This is a genomic window from Streptomyces pilosus (genome assembly GCF_014649835.1).
Classification (GTDB): domain Bacteria; phylum Actinomycetota; class Actinomycetes; order Streptomycetales; family Streptomycetaceae; genus Streptomyces; species Streptomyces pilosus.
In genome coordinates, this window is sequence record NZ_BMTU01000018.1 from 90,573 (window position 1) to 109,249 (window position 18,677).

The window sequence follows — 18,677 nt, forward strand, 5'->3', positions numbered from 1 at the left end:
CGGACCGGGCCCCCACCCGCTCCGAGCGCCCCGTTTATCACACTGTGCTCGGGCATTGAATGTAGCGCACGCGGAGGTTCTGTGTTCGCCGTGCGGGCCTTCGTGTCAAAGGCGAGACATCACGGGGACGCCATGACGACAGAGTCGCTGGCCGGAATCCATCCCTCCTCCGGCACCCGCAGCCAGCCCTCCTCCGCGCCGAGGGCGGCGGCGGCCCGCCGAAGTGCCGTCAGACCGGGATGGGTCATCCCTTTCCGCCACACCATGGACACGGGTGACAGCGGGACCGGGTCCACGAGCGGCCGCAGCACGGTCGCGGGCAGCGCCGGGAAGTCCACCACCGCGAGGATGGGGTGACGCGTTCTGGCCATGACGCGCTGGAACTCCTCCTCCCCGACGGCCAGGGGCACGGGCGGCGCGAGGGCGATGCCGCGCCCCCGGAACAGCTGCCGGGCGAGGTCGGTCCACTCCGGCGTGCGGGGGTTGCCGGCCCCGGCGTACACCGTCTCGCCGGCCAGCGCGGCGAGCGGCACCTCGGCCAGGGAGGCCAGCGGGTGGTCCTCGGGCAGCACGACCGCCATCGGCTCGTAACGCACCGGCTGCCGGCCGAGTCCGGAGCGCAGCGCGGGGTCGAGTCCCGCGTACCGGCCGAACGACACGTCGAGCCGCCCCGCGAGCAACTCCGCCGCCGCGTACCCGAGTCCGCTCTCGTAGCGGGCCATCAGCTCGTGCTCGGGAGCGAGTTCCCGGGCCCGGAGCAGCACGCGGCGCGGTGTCCGCAGGCCCGGGGAGTTGAGGTCGACCAGCAGGGGGCGTGCCTGACCCGCGGCGGCGAGCAGGTCGTCCTGCGCCTGGAGCACCGCCCGGGCGTAGGGCAGCAGCCGTTCGCCGTCGGCGGTGAGCGTCACCCGGCGGGTGGTCCGCACGAACAGCTCGCTGCCCAGCTCCCGCTCCAGCCGCCGCACGTCCCGGCTGAGCGCCTGCTGGGCGACGTAGAGGCGGGCGGCGGCACGGGTGAAGTGCAGCTCGTCGGCGACGGTCACGAAGGCGCGCAACAGGCGCGGGTCGAGGTGGGCGGGGGCGGACATCCCGCGAACTTACAACACGGCCGCGTGAATCGGCACCGAGAAGGTGTTGGACCGGCCGGGCGTCCGGCGGCGACGGTGGTGCCATGCCTCAGCCCACCTCCCGGGACACTCCCCTGTTCACGGTCACCGCCGACACCCTGGTCGCCGCCGACTTCCGCCCGCGCGTCCGGGACGTGCCCCGCCCGGCCGGTCCCTACCGCCGTCTCTTCGCCCTGCCCGGAACCCGCGCCTTCACGGCGGGGAACCTGATCGCCCGGCTGCCGATGGGGATGTTCGGCGTGAGCGCGGTCGTCATGATCGCCGGGACGCGGGGTTCGTACGCCCTGGCCGGGGCCGTCACCGCGACGGGCCTGGCGGCGACGGCGGTGGTCGCGCCGTGGACCGCGCGGCTGGTCGACCGCCACGGACAGGCCCGGATCGCCCTGCCCGCCACGGTGTTCGCCGTGCTCGGCTCGCTCGCCCTGCTGCTCTGCGTGCGTCACGGTGCCCCCGACTGGACCCTGTTCGCCTGTTACGCCGCCACCGCCACCACCCCCAACACCGGGGGCATGTCCCGGGCCCGCTGGGCGCACCTGCTGAAGGGGGACCGTGCGGCGCTGCACACCGCCAACTCCTTCGAACAGGCCGCGGACGAGCTGTGCTTCATGCTCGGGCCGGTCCTCGCGGCCTTCCTGTGCACGGCGTTGTTCCCGGAAGCCGGCACCCTGGTGGCCGCCGTACTGCTGTTGACGGGCGTCGCCGTGTTCACCGCGCAGCGGTCGACCGAGCCGCCCGCGGTGCGGCGTTCCACCGGGCGGGCACCGTTCCGGGCGCCCGGGATGCGCCCGCTGCTGGGCGTGTGCCTGGCGACGGGTGCGGTGTTCGGCTCCATGGAGGTGGTGACCATCGCGTTCGCGGACGCGCAGGGGCACCGCGCGGCGTCCGGCGCGGTGCTGGGGCTCCAGGCGGCCGGTTCCTGCGCGGCGGGGCTGCTGTACGGGGCGGTGCGCCCGGCCGGGTCCGCGCGGTCCCTGCTGCCGTGGTGCCTGACCGCGATGGCCGCGCTGATGACTCTCCCGCTGCTCGCGGCCGGCCTCACCGGCTCGCTCTGGGTCCTCGCGGGGGCGCTCCTGGTCGCCGGGATGGCGACCGCCCCGACGATGGTCACCACGATGACCCTGGTGCAGTCGTCCACCCCCGCGGGCCGGCTGAACGAGGGCATGACGCTCGCGGTGACCGGTCTGCTCGGCGGTATAGCGGGCGGCAGCGCGGCCGGCGGCTGGATCGTCGAGCACGTCTCAGCGACGGCCGGGTTCGGGGTGCCCGTGGCGGCGGCCGCCGCCGCCCTCCTCGTCGCCCTGTGCACCCTCGCCCCGCGCGGGTCGTCGAATCGCTCCACCGATTCCCGCTCGCCCCATTGACGGCCACAGGTCCCGCACATACCTTCACCCGTCGAAGCGCTTCGACCATGGCGCCGGCCGCTCCCCCTCTCCCCGGACGGCGCAGACGAGGACTCCCGATGGTGAAGATCACGGATGTGGCCCGGCGCGCCGGGGTCTCCCCCAGCACGGTCTCGTACGCGCTCAGCGGCAAGCGCCCGATCTCCGACGCGACGCGGCGCCGGGTCCAGGCTGCGGTGGTCGAGCTGGGCTACCGCGCGGACGCCGGCCGGACGCCGCCCGGACGGCGCTCGCGGGTGCTGGCCCTGGCCGTTCCGATGCGGTCCGGCATCCACCTGCCGGTGATGACGCAGTTCGCGGTGTCGGTGGTCACCGCCGCCCGCGCCCACGACCACGACGTGCTGCTGCTGACGCACGGGGACGGCGAGGAGGGCATCGGGCGGGTCGCCGACGCGGGTCTCGCGGACGCGGTGATCGTGACGGACGTACAGCTCCAGGACGCGCGGCTGCCGTTGCTGCGCTCGCGTTCCCTGCCGTCGGTGCTGGTCGGTGTGCCCGCCGAGCCGGACGGGCTGACCTGCGTCGACCTGGACTTCCGGGCGGCGGGTGACCTGTGCGTGGACCATCTGGCGCGGCTCGGGCACCGGGTGGTGGCGCTGGTCGGCTCACCGCCGGAGGTGTACGTGCGGCGGACCGCGTTCGCGCGCCGGCTCGTGGAGGGCTTCACGGCGGCGGCGGACCGGAACGGGCTCACCTCCGCCGTGCACCCGTGCGGGACGGGCCGGGACGACGCCCGCGCGGTCGCCGCGCGGCTGCTGCGCGAACTGCCCGCGCTGACCGCCGTGGTGGTGCACAACGAGCCGCTCCTCGATCCCCTGGTCGACGCCTTCGGGCACCTGGGGCTGCGCGTCCCCCGCGATCTGTCCCTCACCGCCGTCTGCCCGGCCCCGGTGGCCGCGGCGGCCCGCGTCCCGCTGACCTCCGTCGCCGTGCCGTCGGCCGAACTGGGCTCGCGCGCGGTGCGTCTGCTGATGCGGAAGCTGTCCGGTGCCCCCGTCCCGGGCGCCACCCTGCTGCCGCCGCGCCTGACCGAGCGGGCGAGCACGGCGCCGCGCGGGGACCGTCCGTGACGGTGGCCCGGGAAGGCCGCACATGACACAGGCCCCGCCGCTCGGGAGCGACGGGGCCTGTGCCCACATGGGATGAGTGGAGATGGCGGGAATCGAACCCGCGTCCAACGGTGCGGAACCAGGGCTTCTCCGTGTGCAGTCGACTGTGCTTTTCTCGGCCCCGGAGATCACGTCGACAAGTCTCCGACGGGCCCAGTCACTGTTAGATTTCCCTCTTCACCCCGTGACCGGGATCAAGGTTTAGTTCCCTAGCTGATGCCAGGATCCGGGTCGGGAACACCCCCGGGCTGACACTCCCTTTAGTAGGGGAGCCGCTGCTCGCTACCTGAAATCAGGCAGCGAGGGCGAGCTCGCCCTGGGAGACAGATCGCTTGGAATTGGCGATTGTTTTTTTCGGCCTGTGGTTTACGAGATCATGGCCGCTTCCTCGACACGCTTCCCCTGCTTCGACAGCCGCTGTCGAAACCGATCATCCCCATGTTCTTTTCTCAAGGTGCGCACCCGCTGTGGAGTGCTGTCGCCATCGTACGTGACCAACGCGGGTCGGTGCCAGCGTATTCCCCGGCACCCGGCGCGGGGCTACGCCCGCTGCTTCCTGCGGGCCGCCGAGACCGCCCGGTCGGTCTCGCGCCGGTCCTGCTTCTCCCGCAGCGTCTGCCGCTTGTCGTACTCCTTCTTGCCCTTGGCCAGCGCGATCTCGACCTTCGCCCGGCCGTCCTTGAAGTACAGGGCGAGCGGCACGATGGTGTGCCCCGTCTCCTGGGACTTGGACCCCAGCTTGTCGATCTCCGCCCGGTGCAGCAGCAGCTTGCGCTTGCGCCGCGCGCTGTGGTTCGTCCAGGTGCCCTGGCTGTACTCCGGCACGTGCACGTTGTGCAGCCACGCCTCGTTGTCGCTGAGCTGGACGAAGCCGTCCACGAGGGAGGCCCTGCCCTGGCGCAGGGACTTGACCTCGGTGCCGGTGAGGACCAGGCCCGCCTCGTAGGTGTCGATGATGAGGTAGTCGTGCCGCGCCTTCTTGTTCTGCGCGATCAGCTTGCGCCCTTTTTCCTTAGCCATAGTGCCGCCATTTTCGCACTACGGAGGGGGTCCGCGGGAAGCCGATTACCGACCGCCTCCGCTACCCGTCCCGGGTACCGAGTCCGCTGAGGACCGTCTCGGCCCGCCGGAGGGCGTCGGCGTCGGCTTCGAGGTCGGGGGTGAGGCCGTGGCCGTCGACGCCCCGGCCGGAGGGGGTGCGGTAGTGGCCGACGGTCAGCTCGGCGACGGAGCCGTCGGGCAGTTCGGTCGGCATCTGGACCGAGCCCTTGCCGAAGGTGCGGGAGCCCACGACGACCGCCCGCCCGCGGTCCTGGAGGGCACCGGTGAGGAGCTCGGCGGCGCTCATCGTCCCGCCGTCGACGAGGGCGACCAGGGGGCGGGTGGTGTCGCCGCCGGGCTCGGCGTGCAGGGCGCGCTGTTCGCCGTCGACGTCGTAGGTGGCGACGAGGCCGCCGTCGAGGAACGCGGAGGCCGCGGTGACCGCCTCGGCGACCAGTCCGCCGGAGTTGCCCCGCAGGTCGAGGACGATCCCGGAGCCGGCCGGGGCCCGGCGCACGGCGGTGCGGACCTCGTCGCCGGTGCCCCTGGTGAAGGCGGCGACCTCGACCACGGTGACGCCGCTGTCCCGGGTGCGGACGGTCACGGTGTCACGGGAGAGCCGGGCCCGGCGCACGGTCTCGCTCCAGGCGCGCGGCCCGCGTTCCAGGCCGAGGCGGACGGTGGTGCCGGCGCTGTCGCCCGTGCGGTCGCCGCGCAGTAAGGAGACCACCTCGGTGACGGGCCGGCCGTCGACGCGCTCGCCGTCGACGCTCCGCAGCCGGTCCCCCGCGCGGATGCCCGCTTCGGCGGCGGGCGTGTCGCTGCCCACCTTCGTCACCTCGATGCGGCCGTCCCGCTCGCGGGCCCACAGGCCGACGCCGGTGTAGCGGCCGTCCAGGGACTCCTCGAACTCCTCGTACTCGCCCGGGGAGTAGACGGCCGCCCAGCGGTCCCCGCTGCGGCTGACGGCCCGCTGGGCGGCCTCCATGGGGGACGTGCCGTCGGCGGCGGCCTCCTCGGCCGCCCGGGTGACGTCGGCGTGGTGGCCCACGGGAGCGGCCTGCGGCGTGTTGTCCGCCGTGCCGTCGCGGTCGGTGCCGGGGAGGCTGCCGGTGGCCGCACCGGCGACCAGCACGCTCGCGAACACCACGGTCAGGGCGGCGCCGCGGCCGATGCGGCGGGACTGACAGAACAGGGCACGACCTGACATGCCGGTGAGTCTAGGACAACGCGAAGGGGCGCACGGCCCGTTGGCCGCGCGCCCCTCTGGGCAAGAGTCACACCTTCAGGTACTTGCGCAACGCGAAGAACGCGGCCAACGCCGGCATCAACAGGCTCGTCGCGAGGATCAGCGGGAGTTTCGTCAGCACGGCGTCCCAGCCGATGAAGTTGATCAGATTCAGCTTCTCCGACAGGGCGAGTCCGTGGTCGATGATGAAGTACCGGGCGACCAGCAGGAATCCACAGGCGAGCGTGCCGCCGATGAGTCCGGCGACCGCGGCCTCCATGATGAACGGCGCCTGGATGTAGAAGCCGGACGCGCCGACCAGCCGCATGATGCCGGTCTCGCGGCGGCGGCTGAACGCGGAGACGCGCACGGTGTTCACGATGAGCATCAGGGCGACGACCAGCATGAGCGCCATCACCGCGCGGGCGGCCCAGTTCATGCCGTTCAGCAGCCCGAAGAGGTTGTCGAGGATGCCCTTCTGGTCCTGCACCGACTGCACGCCGTCGCGCCCGTCGAAGGCGGTCGCGATGACCTGGTACTTCTCCGGGTCCTTCAGCTTGATGCGGTACGACTCCTGCATCTGGTCCGGGGTGAGGGAGCTGGCCAGCGGCGAGTCGCCGAACTGCTCCTTGTAGTGCTTGTACGCCTCGTCCTGCGACTCGTACGTCACGGTGTCGACGACCGACATCTTCTCCAGGTCGGCCTTGATCTGGCCCTTCTGGTCGTCGGTCACCGCGCCCTTGGCGCAGTTGGGGTCGGACGTGGCGTCACTCTTGTTGCACAGGAAGATGGAGACGTTGACCTTGTCGTACCAGTAGCCCTTCATGGTGTTGACCTGGTCGCTCATCAGGAGCGACCCGCCGAACAGGGCGAGCGACAGGGCGACGGAGACGACGACGGCGAAGGTCATCGTCAGGTTGCGGCGGAGACCGACGCCGATCTCCGACAGGACGAACTGGGCGCGCATGGCGTCTGATCAAGCCTTTCCGTGGAGCGTCAGTGCTGGTAGCCGTAGACGCCGCGTGCCTGGTCGCGGACGAGACGGCCCTTCTCCAGCTCGATGACGCGCTTGCGCATCTGGTCCACGATGTTCTGGTCGTGCGTCGCCATCACCACGGTGGTGCCCGTCCGGTTGATCCGGTCGAGCAGCTTCATGATGCCGACGGAGGTCTGCGGGTCGAGGTTGCCGGTGGGCTCGTCGCAGATGAGCAGCTTGGGCCGGTTGACGAAGGCCCGGGCGATGGCGACGCGCTGCTGCTCACCGCCGGAGAGCTCGCCGGGCATGCGGTCCTCCTTGCCGCCGAGCCCGACGAGGTCGAGCACCTGCGGCACGGACTTGCGGATCTCGCCGCGCGACTTGCCGATGACCTCCTGCGCGAAGGCGACGTTCTCGGCGACCGTCTTGTTCGGCAGCAGGCGGAAGTCCTGGAACACGGTCCCCAGCTGGCGCCGGATCTGCGGCACCTTCCAGTTGGAGACGCGGGCGAGATCCTTGCCCAGGACGTGCACCTGTCCCTGGCTGGCCCGCTCCTCGCGGAGGATCAGCCGCAGGAAGGTGGACTTTCCGGAGCCGGAGGACCCCACGAGGAAGACGAATTCGCCCTTCTCCACTTCCAGGGTGACGTCCCTGAGCGCGGGGCGGTTCTGCTTGGGGTAGGCCTTGGACACGTTGTCGAATCGGATCACGGATGCACCACGGGTAGCCGGGGGTAGATGAGCGTGACCATACGCGACCCGGGGAGCCGGGCGCAGTCACCGGAGGGGGTTGCGGAAGAGATGCGCCCTTTGTGCCGGGGACGGGAACTTCCGGGGGCGGGGAGCCATGCGGCCGGTTCCCCCCGCGCCGTGGCCGCGCCGGCCACCGTGACCGCCCTCTCGGAGCGACCCGGCGCGGCATCCGCGGGAACCTGGCACAGTGGGAGGGGGGAACGTTCACGCGGCCGTGGGCGTTGTGTGACTGGAACAGGTGCGAGGAGGGCGAGCGCATGACGTACGACCGGCTGGTGTGCGCGAACTGCGCCGCGCCCGTGAGCGAGGGCCGGTGCCCGGTGTGCCGCGCGAACCGCGAGCGGCTGCAGCAGGAGAACTTCTTCGCGGGGCTGAACCCGGTGGCGCTGATCGCCCTGCTGGTGGTGCTGATCGCGGCGGTGGCGCTGCTCGCCCAGCACACCGCCTGACGCCCCGGACAGGATGTGCGGAAGGGCCCGGAGCGCGGTCGCGCTCCGGGCCCTTCGTCTCACGTCGTGCGTACGGTGTGTACGCGTGCCGCCACCGTCAGGCGGCGGCACCGCCGCGGCCGCTCATCAGGCGCGGGAGCACCCGGAAGCCGACACCGCCGGCGATCATCGTGGCGGCACCGATCACCAGGAAGGTGGTCTCGGCGGCACCGGTCTCGGCGAGCTCCTTGCCGCTGCCCTGGGCCGAGGTGGCCGGGGCCTCGTCGCCGGTGTCGGTGAGGGCCGAGGAGCCCTCGTCCTGCGGGGAGGCACCGCCGCCGTCGGGGGAGGTGCCGGTGTCGTCGTCACCGCCGCCGCCCGGGGTGGTCGGCTCCTCGATGGGGTCCTCACCGCCCGGGTTCTCGCCGCCGGGGTTCTCACCGCCCGGGTTCTCACCACCGGGGTTTTCACCGCCGGGGTTCTCGCCACCGGGGTTTTCACCGCCCGGGTTTTCACCGCCGGGGTTCTCGCCACCGGGGTTTTCACCGCCCGGGTTCTCACCGCCGGGGTTCTCGCCACCGGGGTTTTCACCGCCCGGGTTCTCACCGCCGGGGTTCTCACCACCGGGGTTCTCACCGCCGGGGTTCTCGCCACCCGGGTTCTCGCCGCCCGGCTCCTCCTCGCACTCCGGAGTGACCACGATGTCGCAGATGGGCTCATCGGCCTGGGCGACACCCGTCACCATCAGCGACGCACCCGCGGCGACCACGGCGCCGGCTGCGATGCGCGCGACGCGGACCCGCGTCTTCTTCGTCATGTGTGTGCTACCCCCAGTAGCTGATCGTCGATGTGGCGGCGCCCGGGGCCGTGATCGACGGGGGTTGCTGTGGTGAAAGCCCCCCGGTTCACATGCGCCCCAGAGATACGCATGCCACGCTTCACCCTTCCCACTTTCCAAAAGAACGTCAAGGCCGTTGCGTGCGCGATGTCCGGCTACGCGCGCTTTGCGGGACGATGAAGCCGTAACTGTGACGTAAAACCCGGTCATCCCCGACACGGAAAGGCAACTGCCGCCCACTCGGCGGCAGTTGCCTTGTCGACAAATCGTCGGTTCGCCGGAGGAGTTACTTCTCCCGCTGCTTGCGCCAGCGAATCCCGGCCTCCAGGAAGGCGTCGATCTCACCGTTGAACACGGCCTCGGGGTTACCGACTTCGTGCTCCGTGCGCAGGTCCTTGACCATCTGGTAGGGGTGCAGCACGTACGAACGCATCTGGTTGCCCCAGGAGTTGCCGCCGTCGCCCTTGAGGGCGTCCATCTTGGCCTGCTCCTCCTGGCGGCGCCGCTCCAGCAGCTTGGCCTGGAGGACGTTCATCGCGGTGGCCTTGTTCTGGATCTGCGAGCGCTCGTTCTGGCACGAGACCACGATGCCGGTGGGGATGTGGGTGAGGCGCACCGCGGAGTCGGTGGTGTTCACGCCCTGGCCGCCGGGGCCGGAGGAGCGGTACACGTCCACGCGCAGCTCGGACTCGTCGATCTCGATGTGGTCGGTCTGCTCGACCACGGGGAGGATCTCGACGCCCGCGAAGGAGGTCTGGCGGCGGCCCTGGTTGTCGAAAGGCGAGATGCGCACCAGGCGGTGCGTGCCCTGCTCGACGGAGAGAGTGCCGTAGGCGTAGGGCACCTGGACGGCGAAGGTGGTCGACTTGATGCCGGCCTCCTCGGCGTACGACGTCTCGTAGACCTCGGTCTTGTAGCCGTGCTGCTCGGCCCAGCGCAGGTACATGCGCTGGAGCTTCTCGGCGAAGTCGGCGGCGTCGACGCCACCGGCCTCCGCGCGGATGTTGACGAGCGCCTCACGCGCGTCGTACTCACCGCTGAGCAGCGTCCGGACCTCCATCTCGTCCAGCGCCTTCCTGACGGACGCGAGCTCCGACTCGGCCTCCGCGCGGGTGTCCGGGTCGTCCTCCTCCTCGGCCATCTCGAAGAGCACGGCGAGATCGTCGATCCGGCCGCGCAGCGCCTCGGCCTTCCGCACCTCGGCCTGGAGGTGGGAGAGCTTGCTGGTGATCTTCTGCGCCTCGTCCGGGTTGTCCCAGAGGGACGGCGCGGCCGCCTGCTCCTCGAGCACGGCGATGTCTGCCCTCAGCTTGTCGAGGTCCAGAACGGCCTCGATCGACTCCATGGTCGAGGAGAGGGACTTGAGCTCTTCGGATACATCGACGACTGCCACGCCCTCCAGCGTAACGGCTTCCCGCACCTGGCCATGCCGGGCGGCCGCCCCAGCGGGGGCCGGCCGGCCCGGCCGGGCGCGGCAGGCTCCTCCACCCGCGCCGCCCCTCCCCTTCCCCCGGGGGAGGCGGTCAGGGGACGGCCGGGGCCGAGGTCCGGGTGTCCTCGGGCGGGGCGGGGGTCTCGTCGGAGGTGGTGGCGAGCCAGGTGGCGGCGCCGGCCGCCGCCAGGAGCACCGCCGTCACCGCCAGGGTCAGGCGGCGCCTGCGGGTGACCGCGCGGTTGCGGGCCGAACCGGGGCGGGGGGCGCCGGACGCGCGGGGCGCGCGGGCCGTCCCGCGGGCACCGCCGGCCAGCTCGTCGGGGGCGGGCACCCTCATGGACGTGTGCGTGTCGCGGTTGGAGTCGGACGGCTTGGCGCCCGGTACCAGCGGGACCGCGCCACGGCGCCGCACGGGCTCCCCGGCGGCCCGGGAGGCGCCGGACGCCGGGACGGCCTCGCCCGCCTCCTCCTCCGGCTCGGTGTCCGGCTCGTCCACGTCCAGCGGGGGCATCCCCGCCAGCAGCGGCAGCAGCTCCCGCAGGCGCGCGGCCAGCTCGGAGGCGCGCAGCCGGGACGCCGGGGCCTTCGCCAGGCACTGGACCAGGAGCTGCCACAGCTCGTCCGGGATGCCGGGCAGGGGGACGACCGTCTCGGTGACGTGCCGTCGCAGTACCGCGCCCGGATGGCCGCCGCCGAACGGCGTGAAACCCGCGAGCAGCTCGTACAGGACCGTGGCGAGGGCGTAGATGTCGACCGAGGCGCGCGGCGGGAGGCCCTCCACGATCTCCGGCGCCAGATAGTCCGGCGTGCCGATGATCTTCGTGGCCCGGGTGCGGCGCGGGGTGTCGATGAGCTTCGCCACACCGAAGTCCGTGAGCAGGGCGCGGTGCGAGCCGCCGGGCCCGAGCGGACCCTGCATGTCCAGCAGCACGTTCTCCGGCTTCACGTCGCGGTGGACGACCCCGGCCGCGTGCGCCGCGGCCAGCCCGTCCGCGACGTCGGCGACGATCGCCACCGCGGCCTCCGGGGCCAGCCGGCGCTCCCGGTCGAGACGGGTGCGCAGGTCCGTGCCCCGGACCAGGTCCATGACCAGCGCGAGGTCGTTGCCGTCGACGACCAGGTCGCGCACGGAGACGATGTGCGGGTGCTCCAGACCGAGCAGCGCCGTCCGCTCCTGCACGAAGCGGCCGACGAGCTCCTGGTCGGAGGAGAGATCCTCACGCAGCAGCTTGACGGCGACGGGCCCGTCGGGGCCCTCGCCCAGCCACACCGTGCCGGCGCTGCCCCGCCCGAGGATCTGATGGGCGGTGTACCGGCTGCCGATTCTCCGTGCCAAGACTGCTCCTACCGACGCGTGTTGTCGCCAAAGCTACGCGTCCGTGCAGCCGGCCTTCACCGGGGACCGGGAAATCGACCCCCAGGTGTCGACAAATCAGCAAACACGCTCAGTTCGTCCCGGAGGGCGCCGAGGGCTCCTCGGCGCCGCCCAGGTCCTCGATCCAGCCCGTCACCGAGCCGAACCAGTCGCTGAGCTGTTCCCAGTAGCCCTTGCCGGTGCCGATCCAGTCCTGGAGCGGGCTCAGTTCCCAGACCAGCCAGCCCGCGACGAACAGGATCAGGACGGTGAAGAGGCACCCCTTGAGGCAGCCCAGACCGGGGATGCGCATCGGGTTGGCGCTGCGCTGCCGGGGCGGCCGCGGCTCGCGCGCGGGACGCTGCGGCTCCGGCGGCGGCGGCGCGTACCGCTGCGGCTGGGGCTGCTGCCGCCGCTGGCGCTCCGGCGGGGGCGCGTACCGCTGGGGCTGCGGCTGGGGCTGGGGCTGCTGGGGATAGCCGTATCCCGGACCGGGCTGCGGCTGCTGCTGGGGGCGGCGCTGCGGCGGCTGCTGCGGCGGCTGCTGCGGGGGCCGGGCGACCTGCCGCTGGGGGCGGCGGCGCAGCGGGTCCTCGTTCGGGTCGAGGTACTGCACCTGGGTCTGCTCGTTGCGGTCGCGTGCCGCGCGGAGCTGGTTCTGCCAGGGGTGCGGGTCCTCGGGGCCCGGCCCGCCGGACTGGCCGGGCGGCCCGGGCGGTACGGGAGGCAGTACGGCCGTGGGATCGGCGGCGCCGGCCGGTCCGCCGGTCTGCGGCAGGACACTGGTGGCGCCGTTGGGGTCGTAGCCGCCCGCGCCGTGCGGCAGGACCTGCGTGGGGTCCGCGGCACCGGGGGCGTCCGGCACCTGCGCGGGCGCCGGGTCGGGGGCGAGCAGGGCGCCGACGTTCTCCGCGGCGCCGATCTGTGCGGAATTCGCGTGCACGCCGATGCCGTCGGCGACGACGCGCAGGCCGCGCGCGAGGTTCTCCGCGCTGGGCCGCTCGCCGGGGTTCTTGCGCAGACAGCGCTCGATGACCGTCCACAGCGGGTCGGGGACCGTGGAGGGACGGCGCGGCTCGGCGCTCAGGTGCTGGTGCAGCACCTCGAGGGCGGAGCCGCCGGAGAACGGCGGACGGCCGGTGACCAGCTCGTACAGCAGGATGCCGGCGCCGTAGATGTCGACGGCGGAGGTCTGCGGGCGGCCCTCGGCGGACTCGGGCGCGATGTAGGCGGGCGTGCCGACGAACTCGTGGGTGCGGGTCAGGCCCGGGGAGTCGGCGAGGCGGGCGATGCCGAAGTCGGTCAGCATCGGGTGCATCTCGCCGCCGGTCTGCCGCAGCAGGACGTTGGCCGGCTTCAGGTCGCGGTGCACCACGCCGTCGGCGTGGCTGGCACCGAGCGCGTCGGCGATCTGCGCGGTCAGCAGCGCCGCCGCGACCGGGGTGAGGGGCCCGTTCTCCCGGAGGTACCGGTGCAGGTCGGGGCCCTCGACGAGGTCCATGACCAGGGCCAGCAGATCGCCCTCGACGACCAGGTCACGGACCCGGACGATGTTGGGGTGGGTGAGCCGCAGCAGGACCGAGCGCTCGCGCAGGAACCGCATCACGACGTCGGCGTCGCTCGCGAGCTCCTCCTTGAGGACCTTGATCGCGACGGTCTCGCCGGGCTGTCCCGGCACGGCCGCCTCGGCGCCCGCGGTCTCCCGCTGGCGTGCCCGCCAGACGGTGCCCGTGGCGCCGCGACCGAGCGGCTCCTCGAGCAGGTACTTGCTCCCTACCGGCCGCACGTCATGCGCTCCCTGCTGCTTGCTTGGCTGGCGTACACCGTGGTCCACCCTGCTGCGGAATGTTCCGACCCACTGTAGTGCCGCCGCGCGGGATACCGGCCGGTCGTCTTCGACGCCGTCCCGGCCGTGGCCGGGCTGTGCGTCCCTCTGTGTGGGTCTTACGTACCGGTTCCCGTCGGTGTTCGACGGTTCGCAGGAAAGACGCTCCACCCGGTCCGTTGGTTGCCGCACGGCGGACGTGACCGATCTCAAGTGGGCCCGCGACGATCATCGGTGCGTCACTGGTCAGGCATTTTTACGGGCAGAGCCGACCAATCAAGATCATTCACTGTCGGGCGGCGGGCGCGTTGTCGGTGTCAGGTGCGAGGATGCGTCGAGTACTGGCCGTACGTGCGCGTGTGGCGGTGGGGGAAGTCCGCGGTGGGGGACCGCGGGGCGGCTTCGTCCCCCGTGTCGCGGGCGCTCGCGCAGAAGGGACCGCTGACGGCGATGCAGATCCGGCTGACCGTCGTAGACCCGCTGGGCCCCTCCTCCCCCGTGCGGGAGCGGGCCGCGAGCTGCGACGTGCTGGTCACGGCGCCCGCGGGCACGGCCCTGGCGGCGGTGGCCTCCGCCCTGGCCTCGGCGGTCTCCGGCGGCGACGGCACGTCCGGCTCCACCGGCGCGCCCGTGCTCTACGCCGGTGACCAGCGGCTCGACGCCCAGCGCTGCACGCTGGGCGAGCCGCCGCTGATCGACGGGGCGGTGCTGGCCGTGGGCGCCCCGGGCGAACCCGAGCCGCACCCCGAGCTGGACGGGGCCCCGACCCGGCTGCACGTCGTCGCCGGGCCCGACGCGGGCGGGGTGCACCTGCTGCACGGCGGCGAGATCCGCATAGGCCGCTCCGCCGACGCCGACGTACCGCTCGACGACCCGGACGTCTCCCGGCTGCACTGCGCGGTGACGGTCGGCTCCGACGGCCGCGTCTCGGTCGCCGACCTCGGCTCCACCAACGGCACCACCCTGGACGGGCGGCGCGTGGGCCCCCGCCCGGTCCGGCTGGCCCCGGGCGCGCTGCTGCGCATCGGCGAGTCGGCGCTGCGCCTGACCCCGGCGGCGGGACCGCACGCGCGGGCGGCGACGACACCGGACGGGGAGGGACACGTCCGGGTGCCGGGACCGCGGGCGGGTGACGAGGCCGGGGGCGGCTCCGCCGCGCACCCCGGGACGTCCCACCGCCCGGCCCCGCACGGAGGAGCGGACCCGCACGGAGGACCGGACCCGCACGGGGGCCCGGGCACCCACGGGGGCCCGGACACCCACGGGGAACCGGCCGACCCGCCCCGGGGACCGACCCACCACGCCTACGGCCCGGCGGTCCAGAGCGCGGGCGAGGCAGGCCGTGCCGCCGGCGGTCCCGCCCCCGACACGTGGGGGCAGCCGGGCGGGGACTCCGCCCCGGGGCAGGCCGGGCGCGGTCCCGGGCCGCTGCTGCCGGAGCAGGCCCGGGCCCCGAGGGCCGGACAGCGCGGAGACGGCCCCGGGGGGCGCCCGCTGCGGATCGCCGCACGGGGCGATGTGCCCCGGGTGCCCAAGGGACGGCGCGTCTCGCAGCCGAGGCCGGCCGCGGACGAGACCCACGCGGGGCGCGGCTCCCTCGACGACCGGGCCGGCGCCGGCCCCTCCACCCCCGCCGCCCCGGGACACCGGGCCTCCCGCGCGGCCTACGACGGCACCTACGAGGGCACCTACGACGGCCCTTACGGCGAGACCGCCGGGGGCCTTCCGGACGGCGCGGCACACGGCCGGCACCACGGCGCCTCCCCCGCCCCCGCGGCACCGGCCGGCGACACCGCGGAGCACGGGCATCAGGCCTCCCCCCGCGCGACCGATCACGCGCGGGGCGCGCATCACGCGGCCGACGGCGTACGGGACCCGCGCCACGGCCGGGACCCCCGCGCCGGCTCGGACACCGCGCCCGACGCGACACCCGACGGCCACCCCGGATCCCCCCGCGCCCCCCAGGGCCCCACCGGCAGCACCACGGGCCAGGTGCGGGACGGGCGGTACGGCGACGCGTCCGGGCCCGGCTCCCCGCCCGGCGCCGACACCCAGGGCACCCGCAAGGGCACCCCCCTGCGCGGCACCGACCTCCCCCAGCCCCCCGCCGGGCGGAAGCGGGGCGGGATCGGCGCCTGGGCCCGGCGCCTGACCGGGGGCCGGCCGGAGCGGGAGACCACGGCGGACACGCGGGACGAGCACACCACGCCGCCGGACGAGCCCGCGCCGCGACGGGCCCCCACCGCCTCCGCGCAGCCCGAGACCTGGCCGGACCCCGCCACGCTGCTGCTGACCGCGCTCGGCCCCGGCCCCCGGCTGTGGGAGCGCGGGCCCGGCCATCCCGAGACGCTCACGGTGCGGCTCGGCACCACGGACCGGGCCGCGCCGGACGGCTCGGGCCTGCTGCCCGCCGTGCCGGTGACCTCGGACCTGCGCGAGGTGGGCGCGCTGGGGCTGGCCGGTCCGCGGGACCGCCTCGCCGGGCTGGCCCGCGCGGTCCTGGCCCAGCTCGCGGCGCTGCACTCCCCCGACTGCCTGGAGATCGTCCTGATCGCCGCGGATCCCGCCCGCCCCCTCGCGGAGCGCACCGCGGAGTGGTCCTGGCTGGGCTGGCTGCCCCACCTGCGCCCGGGCCACGGCCAGGACTGCCGCCTGCTGCTGGCGCACGACCACGAGCAGGCCACGGCCCGCACGGACGAACTGCTGCGCCGCCTGGCCGACCGGGACCACCCGGCCGCGCCCCCGGCGGAAGCAGCGGGCCCCCACACCGTGGTCGTCGTGGACGGCGACCCCGGCGGCGCCGACGTCCGCGAGGCGGTGACCCGGCTCGCCCTGGACGGCCCGCGGGCCGGCATCCACGTCGTGTGCCTCGCCGAGACGGCCGCCGCCTCCGCCGCGTCCCCGGTGACCGAGACGTACGAGGCGGCCTGCGCGGTGACGCCGTCGTTCCGCGCGTGCGGGGCGGTCGCCCTGCTCAGCGGTGACGTGGCGACCGCGCTGCGGCTGCTGCGGGTGGCCGGGAGCGGCTCCGGGACGCCTCCTGGCCCCGTCGGCCACGGCACCCTCGCGACCGTCGACGCGGTCTCCGCCCCCTGGGCCGAGCGGTTCGCGCGGGCGCTCGCGCCGCTGCGCACCGACGGCACCCCGGGCGACCGGCACGCGCGGGTGTCCGCCCCGCTGCCCCGGTCGGCGCGGCTCCTCGACGAGCTGGGCCTGGCCCGGGCCACCCCGGCCTCGCTGATGGCGCGCTGGGCGGACGCGGCCGACGACACCCGGGCCCTCGGCGGACGGGTCACCGCCATACTGGGCGCCGGACCGCGCGGCCCGGTCGTCGCCGACCTGGCCGCCGACGGACCGCATCTGCTCGTCGAGGGCCCGCCCGGCAGCGGCCGTACGGAACTGCTGCGGGCGGTCGTCGCCTCGCTGGCCGCCGCCGAGCGCCCCGACCGGCTGGGCATCGTGCTGGTCGACGGCAGGGGCGGCCCCGCGCCGGGCCCCGGGCACGGCGAAGGTCTGCGGGTGTGCACGGACGTACCGCACGTCACGACCCACCTGTGCGCCAACGAACCGGTGCGGATGCGGGAGTTCGCCCAGTCGCTGAGCGCCGAGCTGAAGCGGCGCGCGGAGTTGCTGGGCCGCTCGGACTTCGCGGAGTGGCACACCGGCCGCGCGCTGTCGGACCGCATGGTCGCCCAGCGCACGGCGGTCTCCCGGGCGGGCGAGCAGAACGGCGACCTGGACGCCCCGCCCAGTTCGACGCTGCGGCTGCGGCCCGCGGCGGACCGGCGCAGGACGGAGCCGCCGCCCGCGCTGCCCCGGCTGGTGGTGGTGGTGGACGACCTGGACGCGCTGGTCTCCCCCGCGCTCGGCGCACCGGGGCGGCCCGCCGCCGGGTCGGTGATGCGGGCCCTGGAGGCGGTGGCGCGCGACGGGGAACGGCTGGGCGTGCACCTGGTGACGGCCACCGGGCCGTGTGCCCGGACGGCGCAGACCGAGCCGGCGCGGCAGGCGACGCTGCGTGTCACCCTCGACGCGCCCGTACCGGGCGGCGGCCCCGACGACCCGGCGCCGGGCCGCGGCCGGCTGGCCCGCCCGGACGGGCCGGAGACGGCGTTCCAGGGCGGCCGGGTGACCGGGCGCATCCCGCGGACGGCGACCCTGCGGCCGACGGTCGTCCCCCTGGAGTGGCACCGCATGGGCGACCCGCCGGCCCGTCGCCAGGTCCGCGAACTCGGCAACGGCCCGACCGACCTGGCGCTGCTCGCCAGCGCCCTGGAGCGGGCGGCCCGTCAGGTCTCGGCCGCCGAGGTCCCCTCGCTGCTGTGACGCCGGGGAGGCCGGTCAGTGGCCTCCCCGGTTCTCCACGCAGGGTCCGGTTCCGGGCTGCGGCTCGGCGTACGCGCCGTGCACCTCGGTGGTCAGTTCCTCCCGTGTCACCCGGCCGGACACACAGACCGTCCCGGTGTGCAGGCTGTAGAAGCCGTTGCCGACGTAGACCCCGTGCTCCTCGCCGCAGCCGAGGCGGGCGAGGGCCGCGACGACCCGCTCGTCGGGGTAGGCGCCGTACGCACCGGCCCCGCCCGCCTTCCGCACCCGCTCCAGCTCCGCGCGGACGAGCCGCGCCGACGCAGCTCCCCAGGCCTGCTCCTCCGGGCTCAGCGACGCCTGCATCCGGTAGGCGTGGTTCTCGGCGTAGTGGGGTGCGCCGTCCCCGCTGCCCTCCGGCAGGCCGTCGGCGTCCGCGGTGGGCCGGGTCGCGGAGGGGGACGGAGGCACCGTGGGCGCCTCGGCCGGCCGCGCGCACTCGGGCCGGGTGTCGGAGGACGGGCCGGAGGACGGCGTCGCGCCCGAGGGCGCCGGGGGGCTCTGCGGCGCCGCCGCCCGCACGCCGCTCGGCTGCGTCCCGCACGCCGTCAGGGTGAGCACCAGGAGGGCGACCGCGGTGACTGATCGTCTGATGAGCATGTCTCCAGCATTCCGGCCGGGGGTGCGGGCGTCATGAGTCGGGGTACTCATCCGCGTGACGCCTGGTCACGACGCGGTCACGATCGCGGACTTGACACGGGACGCGCTCTTGCCACCCCCATTCCCCGGGCGTAGACCAGAGCGCACGGGACAGCGCTCGAACGTTCGGCTGAGTACGACGGAGTACGAAGAACGGGGC

At 74.2% G+C, this 18,677-nt stretch carries 14 protein-coding genes and 1 other RNA gene; 4 read left to right on the plus strand and 11 right to left on the minus strand.

Annotated features, from left to right (window positions below; translation table 11 throughout):
- Window positions 1-119: 119 nt before the first annotated feature.
- Window positions 120-1,088 carry a LysR family transcriptional regulator gene (locus IE118_RS30860; protein ID WP_189561396.1) on the minus strand — a complete coding sequence of 323 codons (969 nt, stop codon included), beginning with the start codon at window positions 1,086-1,088 and terminating at the stop codon, window positions 120-122.
- Window positions 1,089-1,171: 83 nt separating this feature from the next.
- Here IE118_RS30860 and IE118_RS30865 point away from each other — a divergent pair, with 83 nt between their 5' ends.
- Both IE118_RS30865 and IE118_RS30870 read left to right on the plus strand, forming a co-directional pair.
- Complete coding sequence (locus IE118_RS30865; RefSeq protein ID WP_189561397.1) at window positions 1,172-2,488, plus strand: MFS transporter; 1,317 nt, start codon at window positions 1,172-1,174, stop codon at window positions 2,486-2,488.
- A gap of 98 nt (window positions 2,489-2,586) precedes the next feature.
- Window positions 2,587-3,597, plus strand: coding sequence for a LacI family DNA-binding transcriptional regulator (locus tag IE118_RS30870; protein WP_189561398.1), 1,011 nt, complete (start codon window positions 2,587-2,589; stop codon window positions 3,595-3,597).
- A gap of 74 nt (window positions 3,598-3,671) precedes the next feature.
- Here IE118_RS30870 and ssrA read toward each other — a convergent pair.
- The 5 genes from ssrA to ftsE form a co-directional block, all read right to left on the minus strand.
- Window positions 3,672-4,074, minus strand: a transfer-messenger RNA (tmRNA) gene (gene ssrA, locus IE118_RS30875).
- Window positions 4,075-4,176: 102 nt separating this feature from the next.
- Complete coding sequence (gene smpB, locus IE118_RS30880) at window positions 4,177-4,656, minus strand: SsrA-binding protein SmpB (RefSeq protein WP_189561399.1); 480 nt, start codon at window positions 4,654-4,656, stop codon at window positions 4,177-4,179.
- Window positions 4,657-4,717: 61 nt separating this feature from the next.
- On the minus strand, window positions 4,718-5,887 hold the full coding sequence (locus IE118_RS30885; protein WP_189561400.1) for a S41 family peptidase: 1,170 nt from the start codon (window positions 5,885-5,887) through the stop codon (window positions 4,718-4,720).
- A gap of 67 nt (window positions 5,888-5,954) precedes the next feature.
- Window positions 5,955-6,872 (minus strand): permease-like cell division protein FtsX, encoded by a 918-nt coding sequence (gene ftsX / locus IE118_RS30890; RefSeq protein ID WP_189561401.1) that lies wholly within the window; start codon window positions 6,870-6,872, stop codon window positions 5,955-5,957.
- Between the two features lie 29 nt (window positions 6,873-6,901).
- Complete coding sequence (gene ftsE, locus IE118_RS30895) at window positions 6,902-7,591, minus strand: cell division ATP-binding protein FtsE (protein WP_189561402.1); 690 nt, start codon at window positions 7,589-7,591, stop codon at window positions 6,902-6,904.
- Window positions 7,592-7,890: 299 nt separating this feature from the next.
- Between ftsE and IE118_RS30900 the strand changes: the two genes are divergently transcribed.
- Window positions 7,891-8,082 carry a hypothetical protein gene (locus IE118_RS30900; RefSeq protein WP_189561403.1) on the plus strand — a complete coding sequence of 64 codons (192 nt, stop codon included), beginning with the start codon at window positions 7,891-7,893 and terminating at the stop codon, window positions 8,080-8,082.
- A gap of 97 nt (window positions 8,083-8,179) precedes the next feature.
- Here IE118_RS30900 and IE118_RS30905 read toward each other — a convergent pair whose 3' ends face one another.
- The 4 genes from IE118_RS30905 to IE118_RS30920 all read right to left on the minus strand — a co-directional run bounded on the left by IE118_RS30905 (window position 8,180) and on the right by IE118_RS30920 (window position 13,474).
- Window positions 8,180-8,878, minus strand: a complete 699-nt coding sequence (locus IE118_RS30905; protein ID WP_189561404.1) for an LPXTG cell wall anchor domain-containing protein — start codon at window positions 8,876-8,878, stop codon at window positions 8,180-8,182.
- A gap of 307 nt (window positions 8,879-9,185) precedes the next feature.
- A complete protein-coding gene (gene prfB / locus IE118_RS30910; protein WP_189561405.1) occupies window positions 9,186-10,292 on the minus strand; it encodes a peptide chain release factor 2 in 1,107 nt (368 codons plus the stop codon).
- A gap of 130 nt (window positions 10,293-10,422) precedes the next feature.
- Window positions 10,423-11,670, minus strand: a complete 1,248-nt coding sequence (locus IE118_RS30915) for a serine/threonine-protein kinase (protein ID WP_189561406.1) — start codon at window positions 11,668-11,670, stop codon at window positions 10,423-10,425.
- 109 nt (window positions 11,671-11,779) lie between these two features.
- A complete protein-coding gene (locus IE118_RS30920; protein ID WP_189561407.1) occupies window positions 11,780-13,474 on the minus strand; it encodes a serine/threonine-protein kinase in 1,695 nt (564 codons plus the stop codon).
- 489 nt (window positions 13,475-13,963) lie between these two features.
- On the opposite strand from IE118_RS30920, the gene IE118_RS30925 reads away from it, so the two are divergent.
- The gene (locus tag IE118_RS30925; RefSeq protein ID WP_189561423.1) at window positions 13,964-17,839 is read left to right on the plus strand and encodes an FHA domain-containing protein; all 3,876 of its coding nucleotides are present in this window, start codon (window positions 13,964-13,966) and stop codon (window positions 17,837-17,839) included.
- Window positions 17,840-17,854: 15 nt separating this feature from the next.
- On the opposite strand, the gene IE118_RS34250 is transcribed toward IE118_RS30925, so the two are convergent.
- A complete protein-coding gene (locus IE118_RS34250) occupies window positions 17,855-18,478 on the minus strand; it encodes a hypothetical protein (RefSeq protein ID WP_229847020.1) in 624 nt (207 codons plus the stop codon).
- Between the last annotated feature and the right edge of the window lie 199 nt (window positions 18,479-18,677).

Excerpts from the sequence above, each read along its gene's own strand:
- IE118_RS30865 (WP_189561397.1), top strand. The coding sequence starts at position 1,172 with ATGCCTCAGCCCACCTCCCGGGACACTCCCCTGTTCACGGTCACCGCC.
- IE118_RS30870 (WP_189561398.1), top strand. The coding sequence starts at position 2,587 with ATGGTGAAGATCACGGATGTGGCCCGGCGCGCCGGGGTCTCCCCCAGC.
- ftsX (WP_189561401.1), bottom strand. The coding sequence starts at position 6,872 with ATGCGCGCCCAGTTCGTCCTGTCGGAGATCGGCGTCGGTCTCCGCCGC.
- IE118_RS30860 (WP_189561396.1), bottom strand. The coding sequence starts at position 1,088 with ATGTCCGCCCCCGCCCACCTCGACCCGCGCCTGTTGCGCGCCTTCGTG.
- smpB (WP_189561399.1), bottom strand. The coding sequence starts at position 4,656 with ATGGCTAAGGAAAAAGGGCGCAAGCTGATCGCGCAGAACAAGAAGGCG.
- IE118_RS30905 (WP_189561404.1), bottom strand. The coding sequence starts at position 8,878 with ATGACGAAGAAGACGCGGGTCCGCGTCGCGCGCATCGCAGCCGGCGCC.
- IE118_RS30900 (WP_189561403.1), top strand. The coding sequence starts at position 7,891 with ATGACGTACGACCGGCTGGTGTGCGCGAACTGCGCCGCGCCCGTGAGC.
- IE118_RS30885 (WP_189561400.1), bottom strand. The coding sequence starts at position 5,887 with ATGTCAGGTCGTGCCCTGTTCTGTCAGTCCCGCCGCATCGGCCGCGGC.
- IE118_RS34250 (WP_229847020.1), bottom strand. The coding sequence starts at position 18,478 with ATGCTCATCAGACGATCAGTCACCGCGGTCGCCCTCCTGGTGCTCACC.
- IE118_RS30925 (WP_189561423.1), top strand. The coding sequence starts at position 13,964 with ATGCAGATCCGGCTGACCGTCGTAGACCCGCTGGGCCCCTCCTCCCCC.